Source organism: Tenacibaculum agarivorans (assembly GCF_001936575.1).
Taxonomy (GTDB): domain Bacteria; phylum Bacteroidota; class Bacteroidia; order Flavobacteriales; family Flavobacteriaceae; genus Polaribacter; species Polaribacter agarivorans.
The window spans coordinates 1-26,506 of record NZ_MSMP01000011.1 but is presented as its reverse complement, the minus strand read 5'-3'; the positions used below and the strand labels follow the sequence as shown (position 1 = coordinate 26,506).

The 26,506-nt window shown below is 30.1% G+C and carries 25 protein-coding genes; 8 read left to right on the top strand and 17 right to left on the bottom strand.

Annotation, left to right across the window (positions count from 1 at the left end; genetic code table 11):
* Window positions 1-280: 280 nt before the first annotated feature.
* The 7 genes from BVC87_RS09985 to BVC87_RS09955 all read right to left on the bottom strand — a co-directional run bounded on the left by BVC87_RS09985 (window position 281) and on the right by BVC87_RS09955 (window position 10,003).
* Entirely contained in the window at window positions 281-2,764 is a 2,484-nt protein-coding gene (locus tag BVC87_RS09985; RefSeq protein ID WP_075342231.1) for a TonB-dependent receptor domain-containing protein, read from the bottom strand.
* Complete coding sequence (locus BVC87_RS09980) at window positions 2,745-4,109, bottom strand: HTTM domain-containing protein (protein ID WP_075342230.1); 1,365 nt, start codon at window positions 4,107-4,109, stop codon at window positions 2,745-2,747. Before BVC87_RS09980 ends, BVC87_RS09985 begins: the two co-directional genes overlap by 20 nt.
* Entirely contained in the window at window positions 4,099-5,232 is a 1,134-nt protein-coding gene (locus BVC87_RS09975; RefSeq protein WP_075342229.1) for an imelysin family protein, read from the bottom strand. The genes BVC87_RS09980 and BVC87_RS09975 overlap by 11 nt, the downstream gene beginning before the upstream one ends.
* A 119-nt stretch (window positions 5,233-5,351) precedes the next feature.
* Window positions 5,352-6,650, bottom strand: coding sequence for a DUF4856 domain-containing protein (locus BVC87_RS09970; protein ID WP_075342228.1), 1,299 nt, complete (start codon window positions 6,648-6,650; stop codon window positions 5,352-5,354).
* Between the two features lie 92 nt (window positions 6,651-6,742).
* Entirely contained in the window at window positions 6,743-8,296 is a 1,554-nt protein-coding gene (locus tag BVC87_RS09965; protein ID WP_234974655.1) for a bifunctional metallophosphatase/5'-nucleotidase, read from the bottom strand.
* Between the two features lie 19 nt (window positions 8,297-8,315).
* Entirely contained in the window at window positions 8,316-9,131 is an 816-nt protein-coding gene (locus tag BVC87_RS09960) for a hypothetical protein (RefSeq protein ID WP_075342227.1), read from the bottom strand.
* A 5-nt stretch (window positions 9,132-9,136) separates the two neighbouring features.
* On the bottom strand, window positions 9,137-10,003 hold the full coding sequence (locus BVC87_RS09955; RefSeq protein WP_099098848.1) for a hydroxymethylglutaryl-CoA lyase: 867 nt from the start codon (window positions 10,001-10,003) through the stop codon (window positions 9,137-9,139).
* 126 nt (window positions 10,004-10,129) lie between these two features.
* Here BVC87_RS09955 and BVC87_RS09950 point away from each other — a divergent pair, with 126 nt between their 5' ends.
* The 3 genes from BVC87_RS09950 to BVC87_RS09940 are packed head-to-tail and all read left to right on the top strand — an operon-like array spanning window position 10,130 to window position 12,292.
* Entirely contained in the window at window positions 10,130-10,690 is a 561-nt protein-coding gene (locus BVC87_RS09950; protein ID WP_075342226.1) for an RNA polymerase sigma factor, read from the top strand.
* Entirely contained in the window at window positions 10,687-11,229 is a 543-nt protein-coding gene (locus tag BVC87_RS09945; RefSeq protein WP_075342225.1) for a hypothetical protein, read from the top strand. The genes BVC87_RS09950 and BVC87_RS09945 overlap by 4 nt, the downstream gene beginning before the upstream one ends.
* The gene (locus BVC87_RS09940; protein WP_075342224.1) at window positions 11,216-12,292 is read left to right on the top strand and encodes a hypothetical protein; all 1,077 of its coding nucleotides are present in this window, start codon (window positions 11,216-11,218) and stop codon (window positions 12,290-12,292) included. The genes BVC87_RS09945 and BVC87_RS09940 overlap by 14 nt, the downstream gene beginning before the upstream one ends.
* Window positions 12,293-12,296: 4 nt before the next feature.
* On the opposite strand, the gene BVC87_RS09935 is transcribed toward BVC87_RS09940, so the two are convergent.
* Window positions 12,297-12,902: a lysoplasmalogenase family protein gene (locus BVC87_RS09935; protein WP_075342223.1), complete on the bottom strand. Its 606-nt coding sequence runs from the start codon at window positions 12,900-12,902 to the stop codon at window positions 12,297-12,299.
* Window positions 12,903-12,997: 95 nt separating this feature from the next.
* On the opposite strand from BVC87_RS09935, the gene BVC87_RS09930 reads away from it, so the two are divergent.
* A complete protein-coding gene (locus BVC87_RS09930) occupies window positions 12,998-13,720 on the top strand; it encodes a head GIN domain-containing protein (RefSeq protein WP_075342222.1) in 723 nt (240 codons plus the stop codon).
* 3 nt (window positions 13,721-13,723) lie between these two features.
* Here BVC87_RS09930 and BVC87_RS09925 read toward each other — a convergent pair whose 3' ends face one another.
* The 7 genes from BVC87_RS09925 to BVC87_RS09895 form a co-directional block, all read right to left on the bottom strand.
* The gene (locus BVC87_RS09925; protein ID WP_075342221.1) at window positions 13,724-14,329 is read right to left on the bottom strand and encodes an alpha-ketoglutarate-dependent dioxygenase AlkB family protein; all 606 of its coding nucleotides are present in this window, start codon (window positions 14,327-14,329) and stop codon (window positions 13,724-13,726) included.
* The gene (locus BVC87_RS09920) at window positions 14,329-15,525 is read right to left on the bottom strand and encodes a hypothetical protein (protein ID WP_075342220.1); all 1,197 of its coding nucleotides are present in this window, start codon (window positions 15,523-15,525) and stop codon (window positions 14,329-14,331) included. The genes BVC87_RS09925 and BVC87_RS09920 overlap by 1 nt, the downstream gene beginning before the upstream one ends.
* 57 nt (window positions 15,526-15,582) lie before the next feature.
* Complete coding sequence (locus BVC87_RS09915) at window positions 15,583-18,033, bottom strand: M1 family metallopeptidase (protein WP_075342219.1); 2,451 nt, start codon at window positions 18,031-18,033, stop codon at window positions 15,583-15,585.
* Between the two features lie 128 nt (window positions 18,034-18,161).
* Window positions 18,162-18,698: a DUF4252 domain-containing protein gene (locus tag BVC87_RS09910; RefSeq protein ID WP_075342218.1), complete on the bottom strand. Its 537-nt coding sequence runs from the start codon at window positions 18,696-18,698 to the stop codon at window positions 18,162-18,164.
* A gap of 54 nt (window positions 18,699-18,752) precedes the next feature.
* Window positions 18,753-19,283 (bottom strand): DUF4252 domain-containing protein, encoded by a 531-nt coding sequence (locus BVC87_RS09905; protein WP_075342217.1) that lies wholly within the window; start codon window positions 19,281-19,283, stop codon window positions 18,753-18,755.
* A gap of 45 nt (window positions 19,284-19,328) precedes the next feature.
* Entirely contained in the window at window positions 19,329-19,805 is a 477-nt protein-coding gene (locus tag BVC87_RS09900) for a hypothetical protein (RefSeq protein ID WP_075342216.1), read from the bottom strand.
* Complete coding sequence (locus BVC87_RS09895) at window positions 19,792-20,301, bottom strand: RNA polymerase sigma factor (RefSeq protein WP_075342215.1); 510 nt, start codon at window positions 20,299-20,301, stop codon at window positions 19,792-19,794. The genes BVC87_RS09900 and BVC87_RS09895 overlap by 14 nt, the downstream gene beginning before the upstream one ends.
* Window positions 20,302-20,469: 168 nt before the next feature.
* On the opposite strand from BVC87_RS09895, the gene BVC87_RS09890 reads away from it, so the two are divergent.
* Entirely contained in the window at window positions 20,470-21,888 is a 1,419-nt protein-coding gene (locus BVC87_RS09890; protein WP_075342214.1) for a S41 family peptidase, read from the top strand.
* On the opposite strand, the gene BVC87_RS09885 is transcribed toward BVC87_RS09890, so the two are convergent.
* Both BVC87_RS09885 and BVC87_RS09880 read right to left on the bottom strand, forming a co-directional pair.
* Window positions 21,880-22,767, bottom strand: coding sequence for a DUF72 domain-containing protein (locus BVC87_RS09885; protein ID WP_075342213.1), 888 nt, complete (start codon window positions 22,765-22,767; stop codon window positions 21,880-21,882). The two genes, BVC87_RS09890 and BVC87_RS09885, sit on opposite strands and share 9 nt — an antisense overlap.
* The gene (locus tag BVC87_RS09880; protein WP_075342212.1) at window positions 22,767-23,720 is read right to left on the bottom strand and encodes a patatin-like phospholipase family protein; all 954 of its coding nucleotides are present in this window, start codon (window positions 23,718-23,720) and stop codon (window positions 22,767-22,769) included. The genes BVC87_RS09885 and BVC87_RS09880 overlap by 1 nt, the downstream gene beginning before the upstream one ends.
* Before the next feature lie 49 nt (window positions 23,721-23,769).
* Here BVC87_RS09880 and BVC87_RS09875 point away from each other — a divergent pair, with 49 nt between their 5' ends.
* The 3 genes from BVC87_RS09875 (at window position 23,770) to BVC87_RS09865 (ending at window position 26,479) form a co-directional block, all read left to right on the top strand.
* On the top strand, window positions 23,770-24,810 hold the full coding sequence (locus tag BVC87_RS09875) for a WD40/YVTN/BNR-like repeat-containing protein (RefSeq protein ID WP_075342211.1): 1,041 nt from the start codon (window positions 23,770-23,772) through the stop codon (window positions 24,808-24,810).
* Between the two features lie 114 nt (window positions 24,811-24,924).
* Window positions 24,925-25,719 carry a TrmH family RNA methyltransferase gene (locus tag BVC87_RS09870; protein WP_075342210.1) on the top strand — a complete coding sequence of 265 codons (795 nt, stop codon included), beginning with the start codon at window positions 24,925-24,927 and terminating at the stop codon, window positions 25,717-25,719.
* 7 nt (window positions 25,720-25,726) lie between these two features.
* Window positions 25,727-26,479 (top strand): hypothetical protein, encoded by a 753-nt coding sequence (locus BVC87_RS09865; protein ID WP_075342209.1) that lies wholly within the window; start codon window positions 25,727-25,729, stop codon window positions 26,477-26,479.
* Window positions 26,480-26,506 lie beyond the last annotated feature (27 nt).

Sequence of the window (26,506 nt, the reverse complement as noted above, 5' to 3'; positions counted from 1 at the left end):
TGTTTACAATCTATTTTATTTAGATTGATTCTATTTCAATGATCAATAAACAATGATCAATATTGAACGTTATTCTGATTGAGACACGAGAGAGGTAATCTGATTATAGTTATTTAAACAATTTTAAAATACAAGTGAAAAAGATTACTTGGTCATTATCATTCCTCATAAAGACAATATTTTTCAATTATCAATAAACATTAAACAATGATCAATTTGTAAGCTAACTTTTTCTTAGAGCATCAACTGTTTCCTGAGGCACTCGAATGAAACTTCCTTGCTAAAAAGTAAACTGTAATGTTGTATACCAATTTCTTGGGGCTGAAGGAATAATTCCTGGTCCTGGATACCCAGTAGCTCTTCTTGTAAAATAACTGTTATTTAAGAAATTATTTACTCCTAACTCTAATTTTATATTTTTTGTAAATGTATATGAAGCTGAAAAATCAAAGATGTCATATGCAGGAATTGCTCCATCTACTCTATCTCCATTATTTGGATCATATTCAGAATTTGTAGCATCCGTAAATTGTTCAGATAAATAAGAGTATTGAATAGAAGTTAATAGATTTTTATAACCAAATGAAACTCCAGTTTTTAGATTAATTTCAGGTATAAACTCAACTTTGTTTCCATCTACACTAGCACGTATACTACTACTATATTCTGAAGTAGTTAATGCTAAATTTGAAAAAACATCTAACTTTAAGTTATCATATTCTTCAAAAAAACTTTCTTTAATATTCCATTGTACTAAAGATTCTAAACCTACGATTAAAGCTTTTCCTATATTTCCTCTTACCCACTGTGCCCTAAATGGTGGTTCTGTTGTAAATACTTGACCAATTCTATTGTCGTATAATAAAGAGAAAACATTTACATCATATGAAATAGTTTTATCTAAAGTACCTCGTACCCCTAAATCTGCGGTAAAACCTGTTTCATCTTGAATATTTGGATCAACAGCAAATGATGGGTTTACCGTTCTAATATCAGAAAATGTAACCGATCTATAGTTTTGAGAAAAATTAAAATACGTTTCAAAATAAGGCTCAGGTTTATAGCTTACTCCTACTCCTAATAAAATAAAATTCCTTTCCAGTTGATTATTATCTGGAATGAATGATATTACTGGATTGCTTCCTTGTAGATTGGCTCTATTTAAAAATGAACCTTGAGATTCTGTTTTTATATATTCGAATCGAAAACCTGGTGTAATGGATAAATGATCTGTAATATTAAATATATTCTCCCCAAAAAATGAGATATTCATATTTGGATACTCAAATTTGTTTTGATTTGGGTATGCAGGAAATTCGTTAGTTCTAAAACTAAAATCTGCATCTATTCCTTTACTTCCTGGTCCTTGTTGAGCAGTATTATCTGCTTTGTAAAACTTAGCTCCTAATAATAATACTGCTGGCTGTTCTTTAAGAGTATATTTTGTAATTACTCTGGCTTCAGCTCCAAAGTTTTGAAAAGTTCCCACTAACAAATCTCTTTCGAAATCAAAATTTCCAAACTCATCTACTTCATCGCTATCAACTTCAAATATATTTGCATTTTCATCTAACGGATTTGTTCTAAACCCAATCGCTTTTCTTGAAGCGTCTAAAGCAAAAAAGCTTAATGTAGCATTCACATGATCGGAAAACTCATGAATTAACTTTACATTAAATAAATTCCAATCCACAGCAAACCAATTTCGTGTTCTATAGCTTTGTCTTGGATCTTCTAAGAATTGTACATCTGACACCCCTCCTGCTTGCTGTGCTAAGTAATTTAAATGTGTAAATTCTGCTTCTATTTTAGTGTTATCATTGAATTCATATCCTAAATGAGCAAATACGTTTTTAGAATCAAATCCTGAATTAGGTCTAAAACTATCTCCTTGCTTATAATTGTAATATCCGTAATAACTTAATTTCCCCGTAGTACCACTTACACTAGTAAAATTAGTAAATAAATCGAAACTTCCTATGGTACTTCGATTCGTTATTTCTAATTGCTTTTTAGGATTTGGTTTTTTGGTTACAAAATTAATTAATCCTCCAAACTGAGTCCCATATTGTAATGATGCCGCTCCTCTAATTACTTGAATTTGCTCTAATCCTTCAGTCGGTGGTGTGTAATAACTCTCAGGATAACCTAATACATCCGCACTGATATCATAGTCATTTTGACGTGTATTGAAATTAGCTGTTCTGTTAGGGTCCAATCCACGTCCTCCAATACTTAATTGTAAGCCCCCATCATTACTATCATAAATATTTAAACCTGCTACTTTAGCATAAATTTGTCGAGCATTATTAGTAGCTTTATTACCCAAATCTTGATCTAACAATACTACTTCAGACTTTTTACCCGCATAAATATGTGTCCCTTCTACGGACTTCAATGTTGTTAGACCAAAAGCTTGTTTTTTCTTATAACTTAACACTACTTCAGAAAGTACATCACCTAATGGTTGCATTTTCACTGTGATGTTAGTATCGATATTCGATAAAATATCTAATTCTAACGTTTTATAATTATATTCAAAAAATACTAAACGATACTTTTTATCTTTTTTTAATGATGATAGACTTATAGTTCCAGAATCATTTGTCATTCCTACAATATCCCCTCCTTTAGTGTACACTTCTACACTTGAAATTGGTTGTTGTGTTTCTGCATCAACTACTTTGATTTGATTGCTTTGAGCTACAGCTGAAAATAATGAGATAAAAAAAAGTAATGCAACGTTATAAACCTTTAATTTCATCCTCAAAAGGTAATATCCAATCTTTATGTTTGAAGCCATCTTTAACTTTTAGTAAATCTGTTCTTGGATTAATGTAAGGCTTACTGACTCTTCCGTTTAAAGAAATATATCCCTCAGCAAAAATCCCAATATTATCTGTTTTTAATTCCTTTTTGTAATGTTGTCCTAAAAAATGGGCGTATTCTAAAATAAAATCAGGTTGTGTAGTCATTTGTTTACTCTGAAAAGGCGTTAAAAAATGACTATTCTCTACAGTAAAACTATTCCCTGTATCGTATTTTACTACTCTAAATGTTGTATATCCTGCTTTTTCTATCAACATAACTCTCCATGAGAATCGATATCCTTCTTCAGTCCAAAATAACTCATCAGGATATAATACATATCGAAAAGGAAAAACAAGCTGTACCCCCAAAAATAAACAGACAACAAAAATTGTTTTTCTGTAAAATTTCGGCAAATATACATCTCTTATATTGTTTACTTTACATTTTAGTCTGAATAAGTTGGTAATTTTAATTAGAAATTTTTCATGAAGGTCTCCACTGAAAAAAACAAGTGTAGCACATATCATAATATAAGGAAACATGCCTATTGGAAATAGAATACGAGTAAAGACATGAAATACGACTACTAATAGAAATGCAAATGGTCTTGTTTTTTTATATAATAATAGAAAGGGAATGGATAAATCATATAAAGCACCACTCCAACTCATGGCAAAATGAAACCAAGTATCATTCATAAACCGACCAATCACCGGAAAATCTGTTTTAGAAGACAACCATATTTTAAGCGGTTGTGCTCTTAATAACCAATCTGAATTTAATTTTGCTAAACCCGCATAGAAGTATACAATTCCCAATAGTAATTTAATACTATCTACAGTCCATGCAGGTACATATTTAAATACTTGTTTTTTTTGATAAGCATCTATGGAATAGGCAACATTTAATGGTAAAAAACATAATAAAAAACTTAAAACACTAATAAAATAGTAATGATTTAAGTATGTGGTTTTATCTATAAGCTCTATGTAGGTAAATGATACAAAAAATAGAACAATAGAAACTCTATATTTATATCCTAAAATAATACCAATGCAAGCTGAAATAGCAATAAAAAATAAAAGATAAGTATAGTTACCCCAATCAACAACCCAAGAAAAGCCGTAATATTTAAAATGGAAACTAGGTTCAATATAAAGCTTATGAACCCAACCTTTTACTAGAAAACGCGTAAGACTTATCAACATTAATACTCCAAATAAAATACGAAAAGCGGCTAGTGTAGCCGCTCTTGATTTTTTATGTAAGTATGAATGAATACGTTGATTAATCACCATCACTATCTACAAAATCAATAGTTAGATTAAACGCATTAATTACATTAGACTTTACAGCGACAACATATTCTTGAATAGCATCAAAAACAGCATCAAAATTTGTGTTGTAATCTTGAGTTTGTTCAAAAAAGTTATCAGTTATATTAGTATTAGCAGCATCAATTTTTGCAAACAACTCCTGAATATAAGTATCTAATAAAATATCTTGTCCGTTCACCATAATAGTTGTTCCTAAAGCTTTTAAATAGTCTTGTACTCCAATAATAACTGTGTTACTTGAATAACTTCTACCGTAATAAAAGTCTTGTATAGCATCGTATGCTTCTAAATACAATGTTTTTGAATTTTCAGGACTGTATAGTGATTCCACAAAATTTGGACTTGCTGCAACCGAAATATTTGGAAATATGTCTCTATTTCTTGTTCCTGAAGGCGTTGCTATTTTCGCCTCTCTGAATGCTTTTTCTGTATACTGTACAAAATCATTCATTTGAATACTAAAATAAGAACTAATCGTATTATCAACTTTAGCAATATTCGCCTCTTTATTAGCTTCGAATTCACTTAGTGCATTTGTAGTAATTGTTACCATACGCTCAGCTAATAATTTAAGATAGTCTTTATATTTAGCTTCCGCGTAGCTAGCTAAAATATCACTATCTGTAGCTTGCAAACCGTTCACTAGGTAATCTAACGCAGGTAAACCTTGAGAAGCATTTAAAACTGTTCTATCTAAATTTACAGCCGTTGTACTATTAATATTATTTGTAATATTAGTAACATCTGCCGGATAACTATTCATGTCTGAAGAAAAACTACTTCCATAGAAAAACATTTCAACATGTTGCCACACTTTGTAAGCTTCAAATAAATCTGTTCTAACTTTAGCTAATGTAGTAGCATCAGGAGTATCCGTAAAAGCAATTACTGAAGTATTTAATGTAATAACTTTACTTTTAAGATCATTAGTTGCTGGTAATAGTAAATTATCTACCCAACTTGTTGTTAAACTTACTCTATTAAAATCATCATTATCTATTCCTCCTTCAGAAGAGCTATCACTTGAACAAGAAAAGAAGTAAAGCAGTGTTAAAAAAGGTACTATGTATACTATTTTTTTCATAAATATTTAAAATTCAAATTTTGTAAAGTAAAAACAGCGAAGGGATAACCCTTTTAGGCCATCCCTTGCGCAAATATATTAATATATGCGTAATAAAATTTCACACATTTTTATCATTCTTATGGATTTACATCTTCAACTGTCCAAGCTAATCCTCCAACACTTTTAGCTGCGATATCGTCTGCAATATTTTTTAAATCTGCAGATGTAACATCCCATAATCCATTACCTGCATCTAAAGTAGTTAAGAATGCATCAACATCAGAATCTTTAAAATATGGCTCATCATTTTCATCAACTACATAACGTAAACTATTTATGAAACCATATCCTTCACATAAGTCATGAAAAGCATCCTCACGCTTACCTGACCCTGATGCAACAGCATCAATTATTTTAGCTCCTCCACTTAAGTAGTGTACCGCTCTTACGGCAATTACTAAACCTAATTTTTCACGTAAAATATCTATTTGTGTATCTCTTGCAGCGTAATCTTTTTCAACAATTGCTATACGTCCAGCAACAAATGCTTCAAATATATCACGTTCAATACCTGCAAACTTTGTTAAACCATCCACATTATCAATATACTTGTAGATTAAGTTTTGAGCTGAAGTATTACCATAGATGTAACCAAAAGCTTCATCCCAGTGGTGCTCCATAGTTGTATAAGCATTGTCATCATCTACAGTACCAGCATCATTTAACGTACGGTAATTGTTAGTTCCATCATTTTCATCATCTAAACGATTAAAATAATGATTAACCGCTTGATCATAAGCTAACGCACCTGCCATAGATTTTGTAAATAATTGATCTAATTCACGACCTTTAGCATCTACGTATCTAACATCTGTTCCGTTACTTTCAGTAAACGTACCTGCCTGACCAGCAGCAGCTGTAGTAGCCCAATTATCAATTACATCTTGGTGACCAGCAATAAATGCATCAATAAATTCAACATTAATTTTTCCTTGACCAGATTCGTTTTTGTTAGTGCTAAACAAACCAATAGATGAAGATGTTTTAGCTCTAACAATCTTAGTTGTTCCATTTAAACTAGCGTCAGTAAAACCAGCACTTTTACCATCTTGACCTTCAAACTTCAATTGAATATTATCAACACTAGTAGTTGATTTCAAATTCCCTCCTATCTCTTTTGTTTGCTTTAAACGTGTAGTTTGTCCGCTAAAAGATACAGTTGGTTTACCATCTCTTGTAAATAACGTAGCATAATTACTTATGTAGTCATTATTATAATCCCCATTACTTGCTCTTGAAAAATCATTTCCTGTAATGATTTGATTAACTGTTGGAATATTAACTCCTGGTCCAGTTATATTATTATCGTCATCATCTGAACATGAAACAAACGATAAAGCAGAAATCATTAACGCTGATAAGACAACTTTCTTCATTTTATTAAGACTTATTTTAAATAATATTGATGACGCAAATATACTGCCCAAGATGGAATACACAAATTTTATTTAGATTTATTTCAAATAATTTATTTGGTCTTTAAAAAAGCAATAACACTTTTTCGTACATCTGAAGAAAGTTCACCTGTCTTAGGTGTATAGATATCAACAACTTGAGGGTTAGAAGGTTTTAGAAAAGGAATGTCAAAACCTTTCAATAAATAGTCTGATGTAGCAGCTATATATTCTTTATTATAATCAATTTTTGAATTTTTTATCAGCCATTCACCTGACAAATTTTTGGTTATATTAAAACGTTGAAGATATGCTCCAGTACCTTTTGCCGTAATTCCAAAATCAAGAACTTCCTGTAATAATTTACCTTTTAGCTTTACCTTTAGTACTGGTCCACCGTATGGTAGCACTCTAAAAATATCAAGTGATGTTACATCCCCTTCTAAAACATCGTCAATTCTTATAGATCCTCCATTTACAAAAGCACAATCAACTTTATTATTAAACGCATAACTCATAGATTCCGCTACTATCTCTCCCATATTAGTTTGTATAGATCTAATCGGTGTATCTCTAGCCTCTAAAGGAACTTTTGCAGTATAGATTTTTTCATCTGGATTGTCTATAACCTCTTTTATTTTTTCATGTAATAAATTTTGCCATTTGTTCACTATAGCTCCTACTTTTGGATCTTCAGGAAATTTATCATGAATTGTTTTTAATTCTGATTTAAAATTGAGCTCATTTGTTTTAGGGTTATATTCAAATCGATGTATATATACCGTTTTAGCATTTGCATCTGCCTTAGCAATAAATGAATTTCCTACTTTTTCATACGTATTTGTATGTTCATGTCCTCCCATTAGTAAAGGGATCTTAGGAAGCAATGCTGCTACCTTTTTATCTTGATCTATTGATAAATGTGTTAATCCTAATACAAAATCAACCTTATCTTTTAATTCATTATACGTTCTTTCTGCTTCAGAAAACATATCAGAATAGGAAACATAACTTTTAGGGTTCGATGGAATACAAACACTAATAAAACCTATTTTAATTGTTTTTCCTCCACTTGAAAACTCCTGAATATACGTTTCATTAACAGCTTCCTTTTTTCCTTCTATTACTTTATGAAAGAAATGGTTTTTACCTCCTTGCTTATGAAATACATTTGATGAAATCCATTCAAAATGGCTTTCGTTTAATCTGTTCTGTAAGTTTTCATAGCTTAAATCAAATTCATGGTTACCAAAAGCTACCAAATCAAAATTCATAGCATTCATAACTTCCACCATTTGTTTTCCTCTTACTCTTTCCCCATCAACTTTCATAGTACCTAATAGAGAGGGATTTAAAAAATCTCCTGCTAAAACTAACATAGTATTAGGGTTTTCAGCTAATACTTTTTTGTGTAATGCTTCTACTCTAGCCATTCCTCCATACTTATTTCCTTGTATTGGAGCTATTTCATATACATCATTCAGTTGTATAATATTGAAATAAATATTGTTTGGATTTTTTATGAATTTGTAATCCTCAGAAGAAGCTAATGGATCTATTGATTTGCAAGAGAAAGCTATTAGTACAATAAAAAAGTAATAGCTTAATGGAAATTTAAAGAGTTTCACAGCAAGTGTTTAAATAAGATTATTGGTAACGTTTGATATTTTTGCGAATCACTTTTCTGTAGTATACCAATTCTTCAAATTGATAGAAAAAGTTGATTTTCTTTTCCGACACGGTTTGTGGCTTTTCAATTTTCTTACCTAAAACAAATGCCGTCCAACTTTCAGCAATATCTTCTTCTGGACTTTCGGCAGCATAATCGGTAATAAAATCATTATAATTTTCCTTGTACAAACCATAAAGCTTTTCTAAACAGCTTTTTTGTTCAGTGTAACAAAAGTTTTTCTGAATATAATCCCACTCTTTAAGCAAGGTGCCGTCCCAGAACTCCTCAACAAACATATTTAAATAACTAGACTTGTTAGTAATACCTTCTAGTGTAACATAAGGATCATCAGGATTTTGATCTGTTTTCTCGCCTGGTCTTATTTGAGTGTGATTCAAAGTCAATAAATGTCCGAATTCATGAACCAATGTATATATTGATTGATTTCTTCTCATTTTATCTTTACTAGTGAAGTCTACATCAATAGGATCAATCACTAATTGCCATTCCGTATTTTTATCATTTAATGCTCCTAACGCTCCTGTTTTTTCATCTTCTCCGTCAGTCATTAACACTAATCTCTTTATATACTTCTGTGTTATTCTTTTAGGAAAAATACTATAAAAAACACTCCAGTTATATCTTGCTATACTGGTTTCATCATCATTATTTTCGATAAAAATACCATTTCTTATTTCCCAAGTTCCTAAAGTTTCACCTTCTGCTTCAGTAGGCGGATGTGACGACGTTAAAAAACCTAGTAAGAATGTTATTAAAAAACTAAATTTCATATAACTTAAATGGCATTAAAAACTTCTAGAGCTTTATTGTAAGAGCTCTCAAAACTCATCGGTTTAATATTTGTACTAATCTTATTAGTAGTGAAATATGATAACATTTTTTCTGTTGGCATATTACCTGTCAAATCATCTTTTGCCATAGGACACCCCCCATAGCCTTTGATTGCTCCATCAAATCTTCTACATCCCGCTAAATAAGCACTGTTTACCTTTTCATGCCACTTTAATGGCGTAGTATGTAAATGCGCTCCAAACTCTATATTTGGATAGCTGGGGATTAAATTTGAAAACAAGTAGTCAATCACATCAGGTGTTGAACTACCCACGGTGTCTGACAAAGATACTATTTTAACTCCCATATTTGCAAGTTTTTCTGTCCAATTTGCAACAATTTCTACATTCCAAGGATCTCCATAAGGATTTCCAAATCCCATAGATAAATAAGCAACTACTTCCTTATTATTTTTATGTGCAATATTCAAAATATCATTTAGAACATCTACTGATTCAGCAATAGTTTTGTGTGTATTCCTCATTTGGAAATTTTCAGAAATAGAAAATGGATAACCTAAATAATCAATTTCTTCAAAAACACAGGCATCATTAGCCCCTCTTACATTAGCAACTATAGCTAATAACTTACTTGTTGTTTTAGATAAATCTAAAAGTTGTAACACGTCAGCTGTATCTCGCATTTGAGGAATAGCTTTTGGAGAAACAAAACTACCAAAATCTATAGTATCAAAACCTACCTTTAGCAAAGCATTAATATATCTAGCTTTTTCCTCCGTTGGTATAAAGTGACTTTTAATTCCTTGCATGGCATCACGAGGACATTCTATGATTTTTACTTGTTCAATCATTATGCCAAATATAAATATTATTCGAATTGCTAATTTTAGAAACTATAAAAACTTATTAAAAATTTATTTTTTTAGAAAAGTGTAACATTGTTATTTTAGTATTGTCTTTGAAGTAGAAAATAAGTATTGAAAGCACCAAACTTACATATAAATCAACTAATCGAACGCTGTAAAAAAAATGACACTTCTGCTCAGATGCAAGTGTATAAACTATATTACAAAGCTATGTATAATTCAGCCTATAGAATTTTAAAGGATGAATTTGAAGCTGAAGATTTAATGCAAGAAGCATTTTTAACAGCATTTACAAAGTTAGATAGTTTTAAAGGTGAAGTTGCTTTTGGTGCATGGTTAAAAAGAATAGTAATTAATAAAAGTTTAACCCAGCTAAAAAAAAATAATAGGTATCAAGAAGTGAAAATGGAAGTAATTCCTAATACGGATACAGAAACAGACACTATTGATTACAATGCATTAAGCGTCCAAAAAGTTTTAACTGCTATTGAAAAATTAAAAGAAAATTATAGAGTTATTATAACATTGAGTTTAATTGAAGGATACGATAATGAAGAGATAGCTCAAATTTTGAACTATAGTAATGAAAATGTTAGAACAACAATTTCAAGAGCAAAAAAGAAGTTAAAAGATATATTGAATAAAGACAGTAATAGAATACATGTAGTATGAAAGATAGATTAGACGATTTTTTTCTAAATAATGATTTTGATGTTAATGAACCTCATTCTGGACATGAAGATCGCTTTTTACGAAAGTTAAATCATACACAAACAAAACCTAAACATAAGATTTCGTGGAAATGGATGAGTGTAGCGGCCTCTCTACTTTTCTTAGTCAGTTTTTATCTAGGTAAATACCATTCTAGTCATGATGATGGATTTAATATAGAAGAAGTATCTCCAGAAATGGCTGAAACACAATCATTCTTTATTTCCACTATTAATCAGGAATTGAAAGAAGTAGAAAAGTATAGAAATATAGAAACAGAAACTATTATTGAAGATGCTTTAGATCAAATTGAAGAGTTAGAAGATCAGTTTAGGATTTTTAAGAAAGATCTAAAAAATATTGGTAACGAAAGACAAGTTATACATGGTATGATTAATAACTACCAACAACGATTACAAATTTTAGAAAACCTCTTATTTCAATTAGAAAATAGTAACAAACCCTTAGAACAAAATATAGAAATCGATGAATTTATTTAGTAAAATATTAATATGCGTACTCATTCCTACTTTACTTTTTGGTAGTGATGGAATGAAGCATGAAAAATCAAAAACAGTTAATAGAAAATTTGATGTAAGATCAGATGCAACAGTGTATATAAAAAATAAGTATGGTAATGTTAATGTAAGTACTTGGGATAAAAATGTAGTGGAAATTGAAGTGAAAATTACCGTTAAAGGAAATAACCTAGATAAAGTTAATAGTAAATTAGATGCTATCAAAATTAATTTTGAAGCCAGTGAAAGTTTAGTAGAAGCCAGAACTCAAATTGAAAGTACTAGATCTAATTGGAGTTGGTGGGGTAATAACAACAACATCAATTATAAAATTAACTATTACATAAAAATGCCTGTTACTAATAATGCTGATTTGAATAATAAGTATGGGAATATAGAATTAGAAAGTATTGAAGGAAAAACGAACATTAATTGTGATTATGGTTCTGTGCAAACTGATAAATTACTAAATAGTTCAAATACAATCTCGTTAGATTATTGTGGTAGTTCTGTTTTTCAATATGTAAAATCAGGTTCTGTAAATGCAGATTATTCTAAAGTAATTATTAATGAAAGTGAAAAACTTAAGGTAAATGCAGATTATACAGGAGTAAAAATTGGTAAAGTAGACCATGTTGATTTTAATAGTGACTACGGTAGCATAGCTGTAGAAGATGTAAATACTGTAAAAGGAAATTCTGACTATGCGGGTATGCGAATTGGCACAGTAAGAAAAAGTTTAAACATAAATACTGATTATGGCGGTTTACGAATTAAGAATTTAGCTAAAGGTTTTGATTCTGTTATTATTGACGGAAGTTATGCTGGAATTAAAATTGGAACAGCGCGTGATAATAGTTTTAGCTTTATTGTAAATACTAGTTATGCTAGTTTTAAGTATCCTGATGAGCATGTAGAGACTTTTAAAGCCATAAGAAAGACTACAAAAAAGTATTATGAAGGAACTTTTGGGAAAGAAAAATCTAACTCAAAAATTAATATCAAATCTAGTTATGGAGGGGTATCTCTCCGATTGAATGATTAATTTGTTACTTCCTTAGTAACATTGATTTGAGAATCATAAACCTAGCCACATAATACATGTAATGGTAAATTACAATGTAACTAAAATGTTCATCAATATAATTTGCAATAGCGGTAAGTATATCAGCAATTGGGAGGATTAAAACTCCTATAAAAAAGTATAACGTTTTCTTACTGTTTTTATTCAGTAAATCTATAAAAGAAAATAACAAAACGACTATAGATAATACTCCTAAAATAAAAACAGATAATTGAATTTCTTGAACATATTCATACAATACCAAGTAAATCATCCCAAATGTAAAAACAAAAGGAACCGCATAAAAAATAATTTTCTTGACTGAATATTTTAATATTGAAGGATGAATAATAATGAGGTATAAAAATCTATTCGTAATTAACAGAAATAATGCCTCAAATAAAAAATTATCCGCAAACACAAATAATGAATCAGATAAAATTGAAAACAATAAGATAAGAACATACCAATAATTCACTTTTGTAGTTGACTCTAAATACAAAAAAGAAAGTGAAAAAAGGGCTACTAGTTTGACAACAAATTCCAGATTAGGATTACCTACATAAATAGGATAAGCCACAAAAATGGACATAATTACGTATAGAACCGTAAAAAAAAAGACAAGTTTCTTATTGATAGTTTTCTTTAACAAATTGGAGTATTAACATCTTAAAAATAAAATAAAAAATGAAAAAACTACTATTTACATTACTAATTTTTACCATTCATACTAGTTTTGGGCAATGGTGGAATTCTAAAAAAATTCGTGGAAATGGAAACGTTACTAAAGTAGAAAGGTCTGTTGGTAAATTTGATAGCGTAGGTGTTGGTGGGTCTTTTAATGTAGTTTTAGTTGATGGTAAAGAGGGGAAAGTTACTATAGAAGGAGAAGAAAACATTATTCCCTACATCATTACTGAAGTTAAAAGAGGAGAATTAAAAATTAAAATAAAGGATAATACAAATGTAAGATTCAACAGAAAGTTAACTGTTACTGTACCTTTTGAGGCTATCGAAGGTATTTCTTTAGGAGGTTCTGGTAGTATAATTTCTGAAAAAACAGTTAATGGAGATCAGGTTGATTTTTCTATAGGTGGATCAGGGAATATTAAAACTAAAGTAAAAGCTAGCTCAATAAAAAGTTCTATCGGAGGATCTGGTAATATCAATTTGAGTGGTACTGCTGATAGTATGAAATGTTCTATAGCTGGCTCAGGTAACATTAAAGCTTATGATTTAACTACAAATACATTAAAAGTAAGTGTAGCTGGATCTGGAGATATTCATGTTACAGTTACTGAAAGAATTAAAGCTAGTGTAGCTGGATCTGGAAGTGTATATTACAAAGGAAATCCTAAATATATTGATACCAATTCTGTTGGATCAGGTGATGTTATAAAAAAAGACTAACCCCTACTCTTCTATTGTTCTGAAGGTTAAATTAATTCTAGGACGATGAATTTTCTTAGTAGGTGGAAGTCGATGTAACCAATGTGTTTGGGTTTCATCTTTCATAACTAATAACGAACCATGTTGAAGTACTACTGAAGCTACTTCCTTGGTTCGTTTATGTTTAAACGCAAATTTACGCTCTGCTCCGAAAGTAACTGAAGCTATAGCACCATTTTTCTTTAAATCTTTTTCTCCATCACTATGCCAAGCCATACCTTCTGATCCGTCATGATATAAGTTTAGTAAACAAGAATTATACGTTTCATTCGTTTCCTCTTCTATTTTTTTCTTTATTTCTATTAGTTCTTTAGAAAAAGGTAAGGCTACTTTTGTAGTATTGGAATACGTATATTCAAAAGGTTGTTCTCCATACCAAGCTACTTTACGTTTGGTAATAATTAATTTTCCAAATATAATAGCCTGATCATTTTCCCATTGAATTGAGTTCTTTAAATACTCATAGTAATCATCAGATTGCTTTTTAGAAAAAACACATCCGTGATAATGCACTGTTCCTTCTCTAGGTAGTAAATTTTTTAATTCATTAGTTTGATTAAATAAATCCATTAATTCCTAAATTTATTTCTAGAAATAATACGTTTTAAACGCTCTTTTAAATCGGTACCTGTATCATACACCATTTGTTCATTACTCGGAAAACGAACAGATTCTAATCGAATTAAATCTAATAAAGGATCATCTAAAGCTCTTTTATCACCATCATAATCAGCATAAGAATGTTCAAAAATAAATTCACTTTCAATAGGAAAACGTTCAATAATCTGATCGGATTTATTATCTATATATCTAACTACACCAGTAACTCTACTACTTTTAAATTGTGTAAACTCATATAATCTACAACGTACTGTTATAAACTTATCTACTTTTATTTTATTTCCTAGACTATCTTTTACTTGCTTCCCTTTATCATCTAATAAAAAAGTATGACCGTCTTTTATTTTTCTTTCTTTAATTACCTCACGTTCTTTTATTTGCTCGGGGGAAACTTCTATACTTCTAAAATTTAATTCTAAATCAAAATCGTAATTTATATTTCTATTTTTTTGTGCATGATAAACTGTCCAAAAATCATTTAAACCATAGGTATCAATTGCTAATAAATCATCTTCCAAGCGTCTTGGGATAATTTGATCTGTATCATTATTTACAGATACAAATACATAATCAGTTCCTCGATTATGTGCATCTTCTAAATACGTACTTGTATTTTTATAATCAGGATATATTCTATCTAGTTTAGCAAATTCATTATGAGCTTTTCTATAATATATTTTATTTGAACTTCCTTGTTTAAAAATAGATTGAGCTTCAGTATATAAATTAGATACATATTTTTCTTTAGCTTTTAAGATCGCATCATCATAATTCTTAAAATCGAAATTTGCTTGTCGGTTAGATTTTAAAATTCTTAAGGGTAAAAGCGGTCTAATTCGCTCTTGTCTGTAGTTTAAATCTCTATACAGATCATAAATCTCAGCTAAGTTAGCAGTATTATTTTGTTTTTCTAAAAAAGAGATTCTAGATTGATCTCTTTCAGTAGCTTTCTGAAAAGCTTCTTCTAACATTACCACATAAGGCTGATTTTTCTCCTTAGTCTTATTACTAGTGAGTTTTTTAATTGATAAAGTAATAGCTTTTTCATAATCACCAGAATTAATTGCTTTTTGAGCTGTTTTTACACTGCTACATGCACAAAGTATAGTGATTATAAATAATAGTAATGGTATAGTTTTTTTCATATAAAATAAGTTTTACCTAACAAAACAAGTACTATACCAAAGGTAAATATTTAACTCTTATTTTAATAATCTAGACAGACCATCTTTTATAATGGCAATATTTTTTACTTCATTTGCTGTATTTGCAGATTTTTGAGTTTGTACCATTTTACGCATCATATCTATACCTACATTATTAAACCCATATTGCTCGTATTGTTTTCCTTTAACTACAATATCATCTACTAGATTTTGAATTGCTTGTGTGTTATTACTTTTTGCAATTTTACTATACGCTTTTTCATACAAAGCTTTAACTTTTTTATCCCTACTCAAAAATAATCCATTTACTACATTACCTGCTATAAATGTCAATTCCTCTTCATCTTTTTCTTCTAGATAAATACGCGTTAATGGAGTGGCTATAATTTGTTTAACTTCTAAAGGAAGTTCTTTGGATTTAACTACCGCTAATTTTTTATCAATATAATACAATGAAACTAAGGCCTTACCTACCACTGTATACGAAGGACTTTTAAGTGCATTAACAAAAATAGGCTTCAACTCTGGCTCAGTTAACTTTCCTAAAGTTTCAATTGCTGCTGCTTGCACCAAAGTTTTAGGATCACTACTTGCCATTTTTTTAATATTCTCAATTACCCTTCTTTTAGAATACTTATTGAACAAGTTAATATTTTCTAAAGCTAATTTTCTAAGTTTATAATTTGAATGATTTAAGGTACTCGCAACAGCATCGAAAGCTTTACTATCATTTTGTTGATTCTTTATTACTTCTAGTAAGGCTTCTCTCTGATGTTGATAATGTTTAGCATTTTTTAATTGAAAAATATAATCGCTTAGTACTTTATTCTCGATAATATCACATAGCAACACGCCATCTGCATTAATTTGAATCAATTTAGGTTGAGTTGTATACGGTAATGTAAAAGAAGATTCACTCTCTTTTACAAAAATTTGATGACGTACTACTTTATCTTCCTCAAAAACATCAATTGCCAAAGGAAATTGAAACTGTTGATTTTGTACCTGGAAAATATTAACGGTTACTGTTTTTCTTAAACGATTATAATCATATGAGATATCTAGTTTTGGGTGTCCGCTTCCAAAATACCATTGGTTGAAAAACCAATTCAAATCTTTTCCACTAACTTTTTCGAATGCCAATCGTAATTGATGCGCCTCAGCTGCTCCATACTTATAGGTAGTTAAATATGTATTTAGCCCTTCATAAAAAGCCTCGTCTCCAAGATACTTCCTCAACATATGTAAAATTGTACCACCTTTATTATAACTAACCGCATCAAACATATCTTCCTTATCATCATAATAAAATCGAACTAAATGTTTGTCATAGTTTTCACCATTTTTATAACTCTGTACGTCTTCAAACAAATGCGCATCAGCTACATCTTTACCATATTTATGCTCTAACCACAAGTATTCACTATAATTTGCAAAACTTTCATTTACAGTTAAATTACTCCAACTTTCTGTAGTTACTAGATTACCAAACCAATGATGGAAGGCTTCATGAGCTATTGTATTTTCTTGTGCATTTTCATCAATTAATTGTCCTGGTGTTTGGTTAGCTCGCTCTCCATGAATTACTGCTGTAGTATTTTCCATAGCACCACTTACATAATCTCTTCCGACTATTTGTGCGTATTTATTCCAAGGATACTCTATTCCAGTAATTTTAGAGAAAAAAGCTAACATCTCTGGTGTATTTCCAAAAACCTGTTTTGCATAAGGAGCGTATTTTTTTTCTACATAATAATCTACTGGAATTTCTTTATAGGTGTCTCTAATAATTTCATACTCTCCTATTCCTATAAAAAATAAATATGGCGCATGCTTTTGTGTAAAATTCCAATAATCAGTTCTTGTACCGTTAGCATTTTTAGTTTGTTTTTCTAATTTACCATTAGACAACGTAACAAACTTATCAGGCACTGTGATATAAGTTTCTTGTGAGGTTTTTTGATTTGGTGAATCTATAGTAGGAAACCAACAACTACTTGCTTCAGTTTCTCCTTGTGTCCAAATTTGAGTAGGTTTTCCCTTTATTTCTCCAGTTGGATTAATAAAATATAATCCTTTAGCGGCAGTAATAGCTTTACTTCCTTTCTGTTTTACCTTTTCTGGTTGCGCTGTATATTTAATGTAAACTGTAAACTCCTGATCTCTTGTATAACGCTTAGGCAAATCAATAATGAGCTGAAAATTATCGTAGTTATAGGGTAATTTTTGATTGTCCATACTTACTTCATGAATTAGCATAGCTTTTGCATCTAAAGTAAGAGTATTTGTAGCATAAAAGTGTGGCTTGGCTGTAATCCAAGCTTCCCCATTCATTGTTTTTTGTTCAAAATTAAAATCTACTTTTAATTTTGTGTGTATTAGATTATGTATTTTATCTTTTTCTCCTCTATACTCTGAAACACGTTGCGAAATTCCTTGGATAGGATACATCAAACAAATCGCAATTAAAAAAAATACTTTCCTCATAAATGATTATATCTATGATCAAAAATAAACATTTAAAGTGTGAATGCTGTTAATGGCTAGTTAAATCAAAAAACCACAACTTTAATGTCTAAAGTTGTGGTGTATTAATTTGGAAGATATAAAATTGTTTATTTCATTCCTTGCAAAATGGATCTTAAACCATCAAATTCATTTCCGCTACCGTCTATTTTTGCTTTTTTCAACATCTTTAATATAGTAGCTGGATTCATATCGTTTCCTAATACTCTAGCCACTCCTACTCCAACTTCTTCCGCATTAACAAACCCTACTATTTCATCAATAGCGTCAGATTCACCTATATAATAAATGGCTCCTTTTCCTCTCTTGTCATTAAATCGCATTAATGTTTTATAATTGGTAGCTTTTAAAATAGTCTTAATTTTTACAGCTTCGTCTTTTAATTCTGCTTCAGATGCATTCTTTTTAGACAAAAATGCAATATTCATTTTTCGAATACTTTTTAGCGCTTCTTGACCTTCTTCATCTAACTCATTCATTAAAGGAATAGTGTTTGTAGAAAAATCAACGGTCATAAATTTTGGATTATCCTTACGATCTACTATATAAGTTTGTAACGATTCTTTTTTACAAGATCCTAAGAACAAAGTCATTAATAAAATAGGTAAAATAAATAGTTTTTTCATTGTTAATGGTGTTGTTTTTTTAAGCATAAAAGTTGGAGAGTAATCCAACTTTTATTACTCTCCATCAGATTTTTTCTGATAGTTGTTAGCTATTTTAGATAATTCGTTCATATTAATTTCGCCAGTTAAAGATATAATTGTTGAAGATGGTAAATTAATTTTATCTCCTTCTATTCTTTCATTCTTGTTTAAGTCTTTTATAAACATTAGAACTCCATTTACAATATCTTTATTTTTACTTGCTTTAATATAAATTTTAACTCGAGAACCTTTATCTTTAACTCTCATCAATTGAGTCATATTACCTCCTTTAATGGCTTTATTTACCATTTTTTCCATATCAGCAGCAATACTTGAATTTTCTGTAGAGAAAACTTTTAGTTCTTCTAATCCTTTCGCTGTATTAAACACTTCCATATCTTCTGATTGTGCATCTGGAAATTTCTTTAATAAATCGAATAAATCTTTTGTAACTACAACTGTAGATACATCTTCTAAATCTTCTAGTTTATCAAACATTGAAATTTGACTAAATCCTATATTTGAGATAAAAGCTAATGCTAATACTATAATAACTTTTTTCATGATATTTACTTTTTTTGACTTGGTTTTACTTGTTTACTTTTTGGATTAATAATTTACTTTTTGAATTACTGTTTTTACAGTTTTATCGTAAGTATCTAACTTTGCAATCGCATCTGTTCCTTTATTAAAATTATCAGAAACAGCATACAAGGCTTCGTTACCTTTATTTAAATGTAATGAGACCAATTCAAGCGCTTTTTTAACTTCTGCAAACTGTTTTCTTGCCTGGTATTCATCATATTTATTTTTACCTACGTATACACTTACTAACAAAGCTAATGACGCTGCTACTGAAAGCAATTTAAAGTTCTTTCTTTTAGATTTCTCAGGTTTTAACTTAATGGCTTTGGTATAGGTTTCACTTTGATTTTGTTTAAAATATCCAAATAACATACCATACTCTTCTAAATGAGGAGGAACCTCATTTGTAGTGAAATAATCACTCAAGATTTTTTCTTCTTGAAGTGTGGTTTCTGCATTCAGATATTTTTCTAATAACTTTTCTATGTTAGCTAACTCCATAGTTATGTTGTTTAATTAATGCTTCTCTAATTGTTTTACGTGCTCTTGATAATGCTACCCTTACTGCTGTTGGTTTCATATTCACCATTTCGCATATTTCATCAAAATCATATTGTTCAATATCTCTTAATTGAATAATAATTTTTTGTTGTTCAGGCAAATTTTCAATGAGCTTATGCACTTGGTTTACACTATCTTTATATTCTATTTTCTTCTCTAGCGTGGTATCTTTCTCTTTATAATTACTATGTACTAAAGTTAAATTACCGGCTTGTTTTGACTTTAGTCGATCAAAACAATAATTCTTTGTCATAGTCATCGCAAAAGCTTCTACATTTCTGTAATCAGACAACTTTTCTTTATTTCTCCACAGCTTAAAGTAAAGCTCTTGTGTAGCATCCTCTGCTTCTTCTACAGATACAAGTAAACGTTTGGCTAAACGAAAAACTTTATCTTTAAATGGTAATACAGCTTTTAAAAAGTCTGACTGGTTCATTGTTTGGTTTTCTTAATTTTAACTATTGTTATGATTATTTTCACAACGTTATAATTACTTTTACACCCTTACGACGACGTACTATTTTTTTTGTTACATAAAAACTAAAAAATAATACTAAGTTTTATTTAAATTGCGTTATTAGTGTAAATGTAAACGATTGATACAATGGAAAGGTATTTCAAATATATAATTATTTTAAGTGTATCTGCATTCTTATTTATGAGTTGTAGTAAAGACGAAATTATCCCACAAGAAGTTGAAATTAATGATTTTGTCTGGGGAGGTATGAATGCTTATTATAAGTTCCAAGGTGAAGTAAATGACCTTTCAGATAGTAATTTTTCTACTCGTGAACAATTAAATGAATATTTAGCAGGATTTGAAAATCCAGATGTTTTATTTCAGAGTTTAGTATTTCAACCTATGGTAACTGATAGTATTTCTATCATAACTAATAATTTTAATATACTAGAACGACGATTAGCTGGTGAAGTAGAAACTACAGGAATGGAGTTTGGTATCGTAGATTATAGAGATGGCTCTGGAAATGTATTTGGCTACGTTCAATTAGTATATCCTAATACAAGTGCCGCAAATAATGGAATAACTAGAGGAATGATTTTCACACAAGTGGATGGTACAACGTTAAATGTAAATAATTTTAGAAACTTATTATTAAACAGAACTGGAGGTTACTCTATAACATTAGCAGATGATTATAACAATGGAAATCCTAGAATAACTGTTCCTGGTCCTGCTCCTCTAATTATTGACCTCACTATAGGTACGTTAACTCCGAATCCAGTTATTGCTACTAATGTTTTAATGGAAGGTACTCAAAAAATAGGATATTTATGTTATAACGAATTTAATGATCAATTTTTAAATGAATTGAATGCTGCTTTTGCTACATTTAGAAGTGAGAGTATAAATGATTTAGTTATAGATTTACGTTATGCTTCTAATGGAAATATTGAGTCTATACAAACCATGGCAAGTCTTATCGCTGGTCAATTACAAGGTAGTATAGTAACCTCTGAAATATGGAATAATAAAGTAAATACTAACATTCCTTCATCTCTTTTGCAACGTACTATTGTAGAAAGAACCCCAACTGATCGTATGCTTTTAAATGCTTTGAATTTACCAAGAGTATTTTTCCTAACCTCTCGTGCTACTGCATCTGCTGCTGAAGTATTGATTAATGGATTACGCCCACTTATTGATGTAATTACTATTGGAGAAACTACTAAAGGCGTATATGATGCTTCTACCTTATTATATGATTCTGAAGATTATAGAAAAGTTAACATCAATGTAAATCATACTTTTGCTCTTTTTCCTTATGTCGCTCAAATTACAAATAGAGATGGACTAAGAGCTCCTATTGAAGCTACACAAGGATTACCTGAAGATTATGGTAACATGGGACTTTTAGGAGAAAGAAGTGATCCTATGCTTGATTTTGCTATTGATAATATCATTAATGGAACTGCATCTAGTCTTACCCCTGAATTAAATCAATTAGGAAATTCAAAAGAGGATTACATAACTAATGAAATTATTATTATTGATTTAAAATAAAGACTGCTGACTGTCTTCATTTGGTATTTTTAAGTTTACATTTAGTTTTGTATTCAATTTTTTAATGAAGTAAGCTGCCAACAACGGTGATTCTACTTCTAAATTTTGGTGTACAAAAAAGTGAATATTGCGTAAACCTAAATCTACCCAATCGCCAAGTCGCTCAACCCAATCATCCAAACGATTATAATCTGAAGGATGATTAGCTCCCACATAACGAATAAAAGCTTCATTATTGGTTAAGCGCATATGCATCATATCTCTTCTACCGGCTGTATCTACCAAAGTATTTGACACACTTGAATCTTCTAAAAGCTGAAAAAAGTCTTTAGAAATATTAGGATCTGTAAACCAATCTGTATGCCTACACTCTACTGTTAATGGAATTTCTTTGGGCCAACTTTTTACAAAGTTTTCTAATCGATCAAAATTTTTAGGTCCAAAATTACTATGCAATTGTAAAAAAATAGTACCTAATTTTTCTTCTAGTCGAGTTGCTGCATCTAAATAATAGTTTACTAACTCCCCTACTTCATTTAATCTTTTCCAATGACTAATTTCTTGTGTTAATTTTGGAAAGAATTTAAAATTATTAGGTGTTTTATTCTTCCATTTTTCGAATTGTTCAGGCGGAAATTGACGATAAAAGGTAGCATTTAATTCAATTGAGTTAAATTGACTTGAATAATATACTAATTCGTCTTTTGTTCCTCTTGGATAAAAGCCTTTTAAATCTACTTTATTCCATTTTGCGCACCCTACAAAAACAGACAATTCTTTATCCTTATCAAATTCAGACAGTAATCTAATTGTATCTTTATGTGTATCAGGAAATGAAAAATCTACTAACTCTGGCTGTTCTACTTTTCCAAATTTCATTAGGCTTCTGTTTTTTTATCAATTAGATCTGGTCTAAAATCATTCATAATAGCTTCATCTTTTAACTTAGCATATTCAAATCCCTGTTCCCACCAACCAGACATTTGTTTTTTATCAAAAATTAAAGAATTAGTTGTTAATACTGTAGGCGTATAATATAGGTTTAATTGTACATCTTGATATCGAGCAGAAAGCTTACCTATAGTTACATTGTGTTTTTCAACATGCTCTAACATAAATCCGAAAACATCTAACATTAACGAAAATGGATTCTTCGAAGGCATTCTATTAATTTGATTTACTTCAGTCTCTAAAATTACAGCATCCACTTCTTTTGCTCCTCTTAGAATCGCTTCTCTAATAGGCACTAAACAGCCAAAACCCCCATCTGCATATTGACAAGAGTTTTTTTCCAACAAACTCATGAAAGGTACATAATTACACGACCCCCAGATCCAATCACAAAAATCTTCATAAGAACAATCTAATATAGATTTATACTCAATTTCATTAGCGGTTAAATTAGAGACTGTGACCACAACGTCCTTGTGCTGCTCTCGAATTGTTCTATACATTTTAGGAGTGATATTTTTTCGAATCAATTTTCTAAGATTCTTACTTTCTCCAAATGTTTTTCTTCCATTTAAAAGATTCCAAAATGTATTACTGTGACGAATTGAAATCACTTTAACACCATGAACTTTCCTAATTTTAAAAGGATTGTTACTAAAAATGCTTCGTTGCGTAACATTGGTATACAACTTTTTTAAACGATCAACCATACCGAGTGCTAAATGAGTTACCATTAGACTACCTGTAGAGGTTCCTAAAAACAAATCATACTCTTTTTTCTTTTCTTGCATCAGATATTCTACTACACCACCAGCAAATGCACCTTTACTTCCGCCTCCAGAAATCACTAAAGCTCTTTTTTTATGTTGATCGTCGTTCATATACATGAAATGTTTTACCTATTTTTAATTTTATAAAAATATCAAAAAAATGAAAGGTAGAATCATTATAATCTTCATCTTATTATTAACAATATCTTGTAAAAAACTAACTCCCTCTCGTACAATAAGTCGTGTGGAAATACAAGAGTTTACGATTAATGAAACAAGTATTAGAGCTCTAAGTGCAATAAATGAGAATAATGTAGTATACGCTGGTTCAAATGGTAAAATAGGTTTTTATGATATTAATGAAGGATTATCTGAGTTAAATATTGCATATCAAGATTCGATTATACCTCATTTTAGAAGTTTGGCCTTTAATGGGAAAGACTTTTATGCGCTTAGTATTGGTAATCCAGCTTTATTGTATAAGATAAAGAACAGGAAATATGAGATTGTTTATAAAGAAGAACACGAAAAAGTATTTTATGACAGCATGCATTTTTTTGATAATGGAAGAAACGGAATCGCTGTTGGCGATCCTACAGAAGATTGTCCCTCTATAGTAATCACCAACGATGGAGGTAACACTTGGAAAAAAGTTTCTTGTAATGATCTACCTAAATTCGTAACAGGCGAGGCTTTTTTTGCAGCAAGTAATACTAATATTAAAATTTTAGATGATACTGTATGGATAGTTTCTGGAGGAAAAAAAGCGCGAGTTTTAAAGTCTGAAGATAAAGGAAAAACTTGGCAGGTATCCCCTACTCCTATAGTTCAAGGTAATGGACCGCAAGGTATTTATTCTGTGGATTTTTACGATCAAAATAATGGAATCATTATTGGAGGTGATTACTCTAAACCAAACGACAATTGTAAAAACAAAGCCATAACTACCAATGGTGGAAAAGATTGGACAATTGTAGCAAACAATATGAATCCCAACTACAAAAGTTGTGTCCAATATGTCCCTGAAGGAAATGGAAATGAAATTTTCACTGTAGGAAAAACAGGAATTTCATATTCAACAGATAGAGGCAATACATGGAAACACTTACCTAATTTAGATTTTTATGCCATACAATTTGTAAATAAAAATACAGCTTGGTTAACAGGAAAAAATAAAATAGGGAGATTAACCATTTATTAAACTTTAAGTTTTTATGTTCAAAGAATAAGTTCTTTTTAGTTAACGTACAATTTCAGTAAAAAGTAAAACTAAATAAAAAATTATAACTAAAATAAATAGGTATTTTTGCGTGTAATGAAACAAATCACAAGTCTTCAAAATTCTTATATAAAGAATCTAATTAAGCTTCAAGAAAAGTCCAGAGAACGTAAAAAACAAGGACTATTCTTAGTCGAAGGAAAAAGAGAGATAACTCTTGTTACTAAAGGAAATTATGATGTTGAAACTATTTTAATTGCTAAAGATATTTGTCAATCAGACAATGAATTAGAAACTATTTTCGATACTTTCAATTGTATAGAAATTACAAAAGAGATTTACGAGAGATTAGCTTACCGAGATTCAACTGAGGGTGTAATAGCTGTAGTGAATACAAAAAAACATACCTTAAAGGACTTGGAACTAAACAAGACTACTCCTTTAATTTTAGTTTTAGAAAGCATAGAAAAACCAGGGAATATTGGTGCTATGCTTCGATCTGCAGATGCAGCTAATTTGGATGCTATTTTTATTGCTGACTCTAAAACAGATATTTACAACCCAAATATTATCAGATCTAGCGTAGGATGTTTATTTACAAATAAGATAGTAGTTGATACTTCAGAAAATATTATTCAGTATTTAAAAGAGAACAAAATAAATATTTATAGTGCTACTTTACAAAATTCCAACAAATATCATGAAGTAGATTATACTAAACCTACATCTATTGTCGTTGGTACAGAAGCAACTGGTCTTTCTCAAATCTGGAGAGATCAAGCTACACAGAATATAAATATACCTATGCAGGGTGAAATAGATTCTATGAATGTTTCTGTAGCTGCTGCTATTATTATATTCGAAGCCAAAAGACAACGTAATTTTAATTAAATAAATCATGAAAACAAGAAATCCCCTAGCGATTTTATTAATTTCTTCTCTTTTATTTTTATCATGTTCAGAAGATGACAATGATAATACAAATCCAGATCCAGATCAAGGAAGTGGTGATCCTGTAAGTCAAACTTGCGATGATCCTTCTAAATTTATTTTCAATGAAAAAGAGAGTTTTGTTCTTGTAGAAATGGAAAACTCAAAACTACCAGATAAATGGGCTTTAAAAACTAGTAACTCAGCTACTGGAAAAGGATATTATGTTTGGGAAGGAGATCAATCTTTAGGTAAACCAGGAAATGGTTTAATAGAGTTTACAATAAAAATAAATAATCCTGGTAACTACAGATTTTTATGGAATACTGCTGTTACTATAGGAAGTAATGGTACAGAACATAACGATAGTTGGTTAAAGTTTCCTGACGCTGATGACTTCTATGGTGAAAAAAAAGATGGAAGTCGTGTATATCCTAAAGGAAGTGGTAAAACTCCAAATCCCAAAGGTTCATCTGCAGACGGTTGGTTTAAAATCTATAGAGGTGGAAACGACTTAGATTTTAAATGGCAAGCCGCTACATCTGATAATGATTCACATAATGTGTATGTTGAGTTTAAAAAAGCTGGAGAGTATACAATGCAAGTTTCAGCTAGATCTACAGGACACGGAATTGATAAATTTATGCTCTTTAATGAAGCAAACTATAGCGAGAAGGAAGCTAAAGAAAAAGCTACATTTAGTGAAATCACATGTAATTAAATTGTAGTTTAAATACAATAAATTAAA

Coding starts and splice junctions, on each gene's coding strand:
- BVC87_RS09985 (WP_075342231.1), bottom strand. CDS start 2,764: ATGAAATTAAAGGTTTATAACGTTGCATTACTTTTTTTTATCTCATTA.
- BVC87_RS09980 (WP_075342230.1), bottom strand. CDS start 4,109: ATGGTGATTAATCAACGTATTCATTCATACTTACATAAAAAATCAAGA.
- BVC87_RS09975 (WP_075342229.1), bottom strand. CDS start 5,232: ATGAAAAAAATAGTATACATAGTACCTTTTTTAACACTGCTTTACTTC.
- BVC87_RS09970 (WP_075342228.1), bottom strand. CDS start 6,650: ATGAAGAAAGTTGTCTTATCAGCGTTAATGATTTCTGCTTTATCGTTT.
- BVC87_RS09960 (WP_075342227.1), bottom strand. CDS start 9,131: ATGAAATTTAGTTTTTTAATAACATTCTTACTAGGTTTTTTAACGTCG.
- BVC87_RS09955 (WP_099098848.1), bottom strand. CDS start 10,003: ATGATTGAACAAGTAAAAATCATAGAATGTCCTCGTGATGCCATGCAA.
- BVC87_RS09945 (WP_075342225.1), top strand. CDS start 10,687: ATGAAAGATAGATTAGACGATTTTTTTCTAAATAATGATTTTGATGTT.
- BVC87_RS09940 (WP_075342224.1), top strand. CDS start 11,216: ATGAATTTATTTAGTAAAATATTAATATGCGTACTCATTCCTACTTTA.
- BVC87_RS09935 (WP_075342223.1), bottom strand. CDS start 12,902: ATGTCCATTTTTGTGGCTTATCCTATTTATGTAGGTAATCCTAATCTG.
- BVC87_RS09930 (WP_075342222.1), top strand. CDS start 12,998: ATGAAAAAACTACTATTTACATTACTAATTTTTACCATTCATACTAGT.
- BVC87_RS09925 (WP_075342221.1), bottom strand. CDS start 14,329: ATGGATTTATTTAATCAAACTAATGAATTAAAAAATTTACTACCTAGA.
- BVC87_RS09920 (WP_075342220.1), bottom strand. CDS start 15,525: ATGAAAAAAACTATACCATTACTATTATTTATAATCACTATACTTTGT.
- BVC87_RS09915 (WP_075342219.1), bottom strand. CDS start 18,033: ATGAGGAAAGTATTTTTTTTAATTGCGATTTGTTTGATGTATCCTATC.
- BVC87_RS09910 (WP_075342218.1), bottom strand. CDS start 18,698: ATGAAAAAACTATTTATTTTACCTATTTTATTAATGACTTTGTTCTTA.
- BVC87_RS09905 (WP_075342217.1), bottom strand. CDS start 19,283: ATGAAAAAAGTTATTATAGTATTAGCATTAGCTTTTATCTCAAATATA.
- BVC87_RS09900 (WP_075342216.1), bottom strand. CDS start 19,805: ATGGAGTTAGCTAACATAGAAAAGTTATTAGAAAAATATCTGAATGCA.
- BVC87_RS09895 (WP_075342215.1), bottom strand. CDS start 20,301: ATGAACCAGTCAGACTTTTTAAAAGCTGTATTACCATTTAAAGATAAA.
- BVC87_RS09890 (WP_075342214.1), top strand. CDS start 20,470: ATGGAAAGGTATTTCAAATATATAATTATTTTAAGTGTATCTGCATTC.
- BVC87_RS09885 (WP_075342213.1), bottom strand. CDS start 22,767: ATGAAATTTGGAAAAGTAGAACAGCCAGAGTTAGTAGATTTTTCATTT.
- BVC87_RS09880 (WP_075342212.1), bottom strand. CDS start 23,720: ATGAACGACGATCAACATAAAAAAAGAGCTTTAGTGATTTCTGGAGGC.
- BVC87_RS09875 (WP_075342211.1), top strand. CDS start 23,770: ATGAAAGGTAGAATCATTATAATCTTCATCTTATTATTAACAATATCT.
- BVC87_RS09870 (WP_075342210.1), top strand. CDS start 24,925: ATGAAACAAATCACAAGTCTTCAAAATTCTTATATAAAGAATCTAATT.
- BVC87_RS09865 (WP_075342209.1), top strand. CDS start 25,727: ATGAAAACAAGAAATCCCCTAGCGATTTTATTAATTTCTTCTCTTTTA.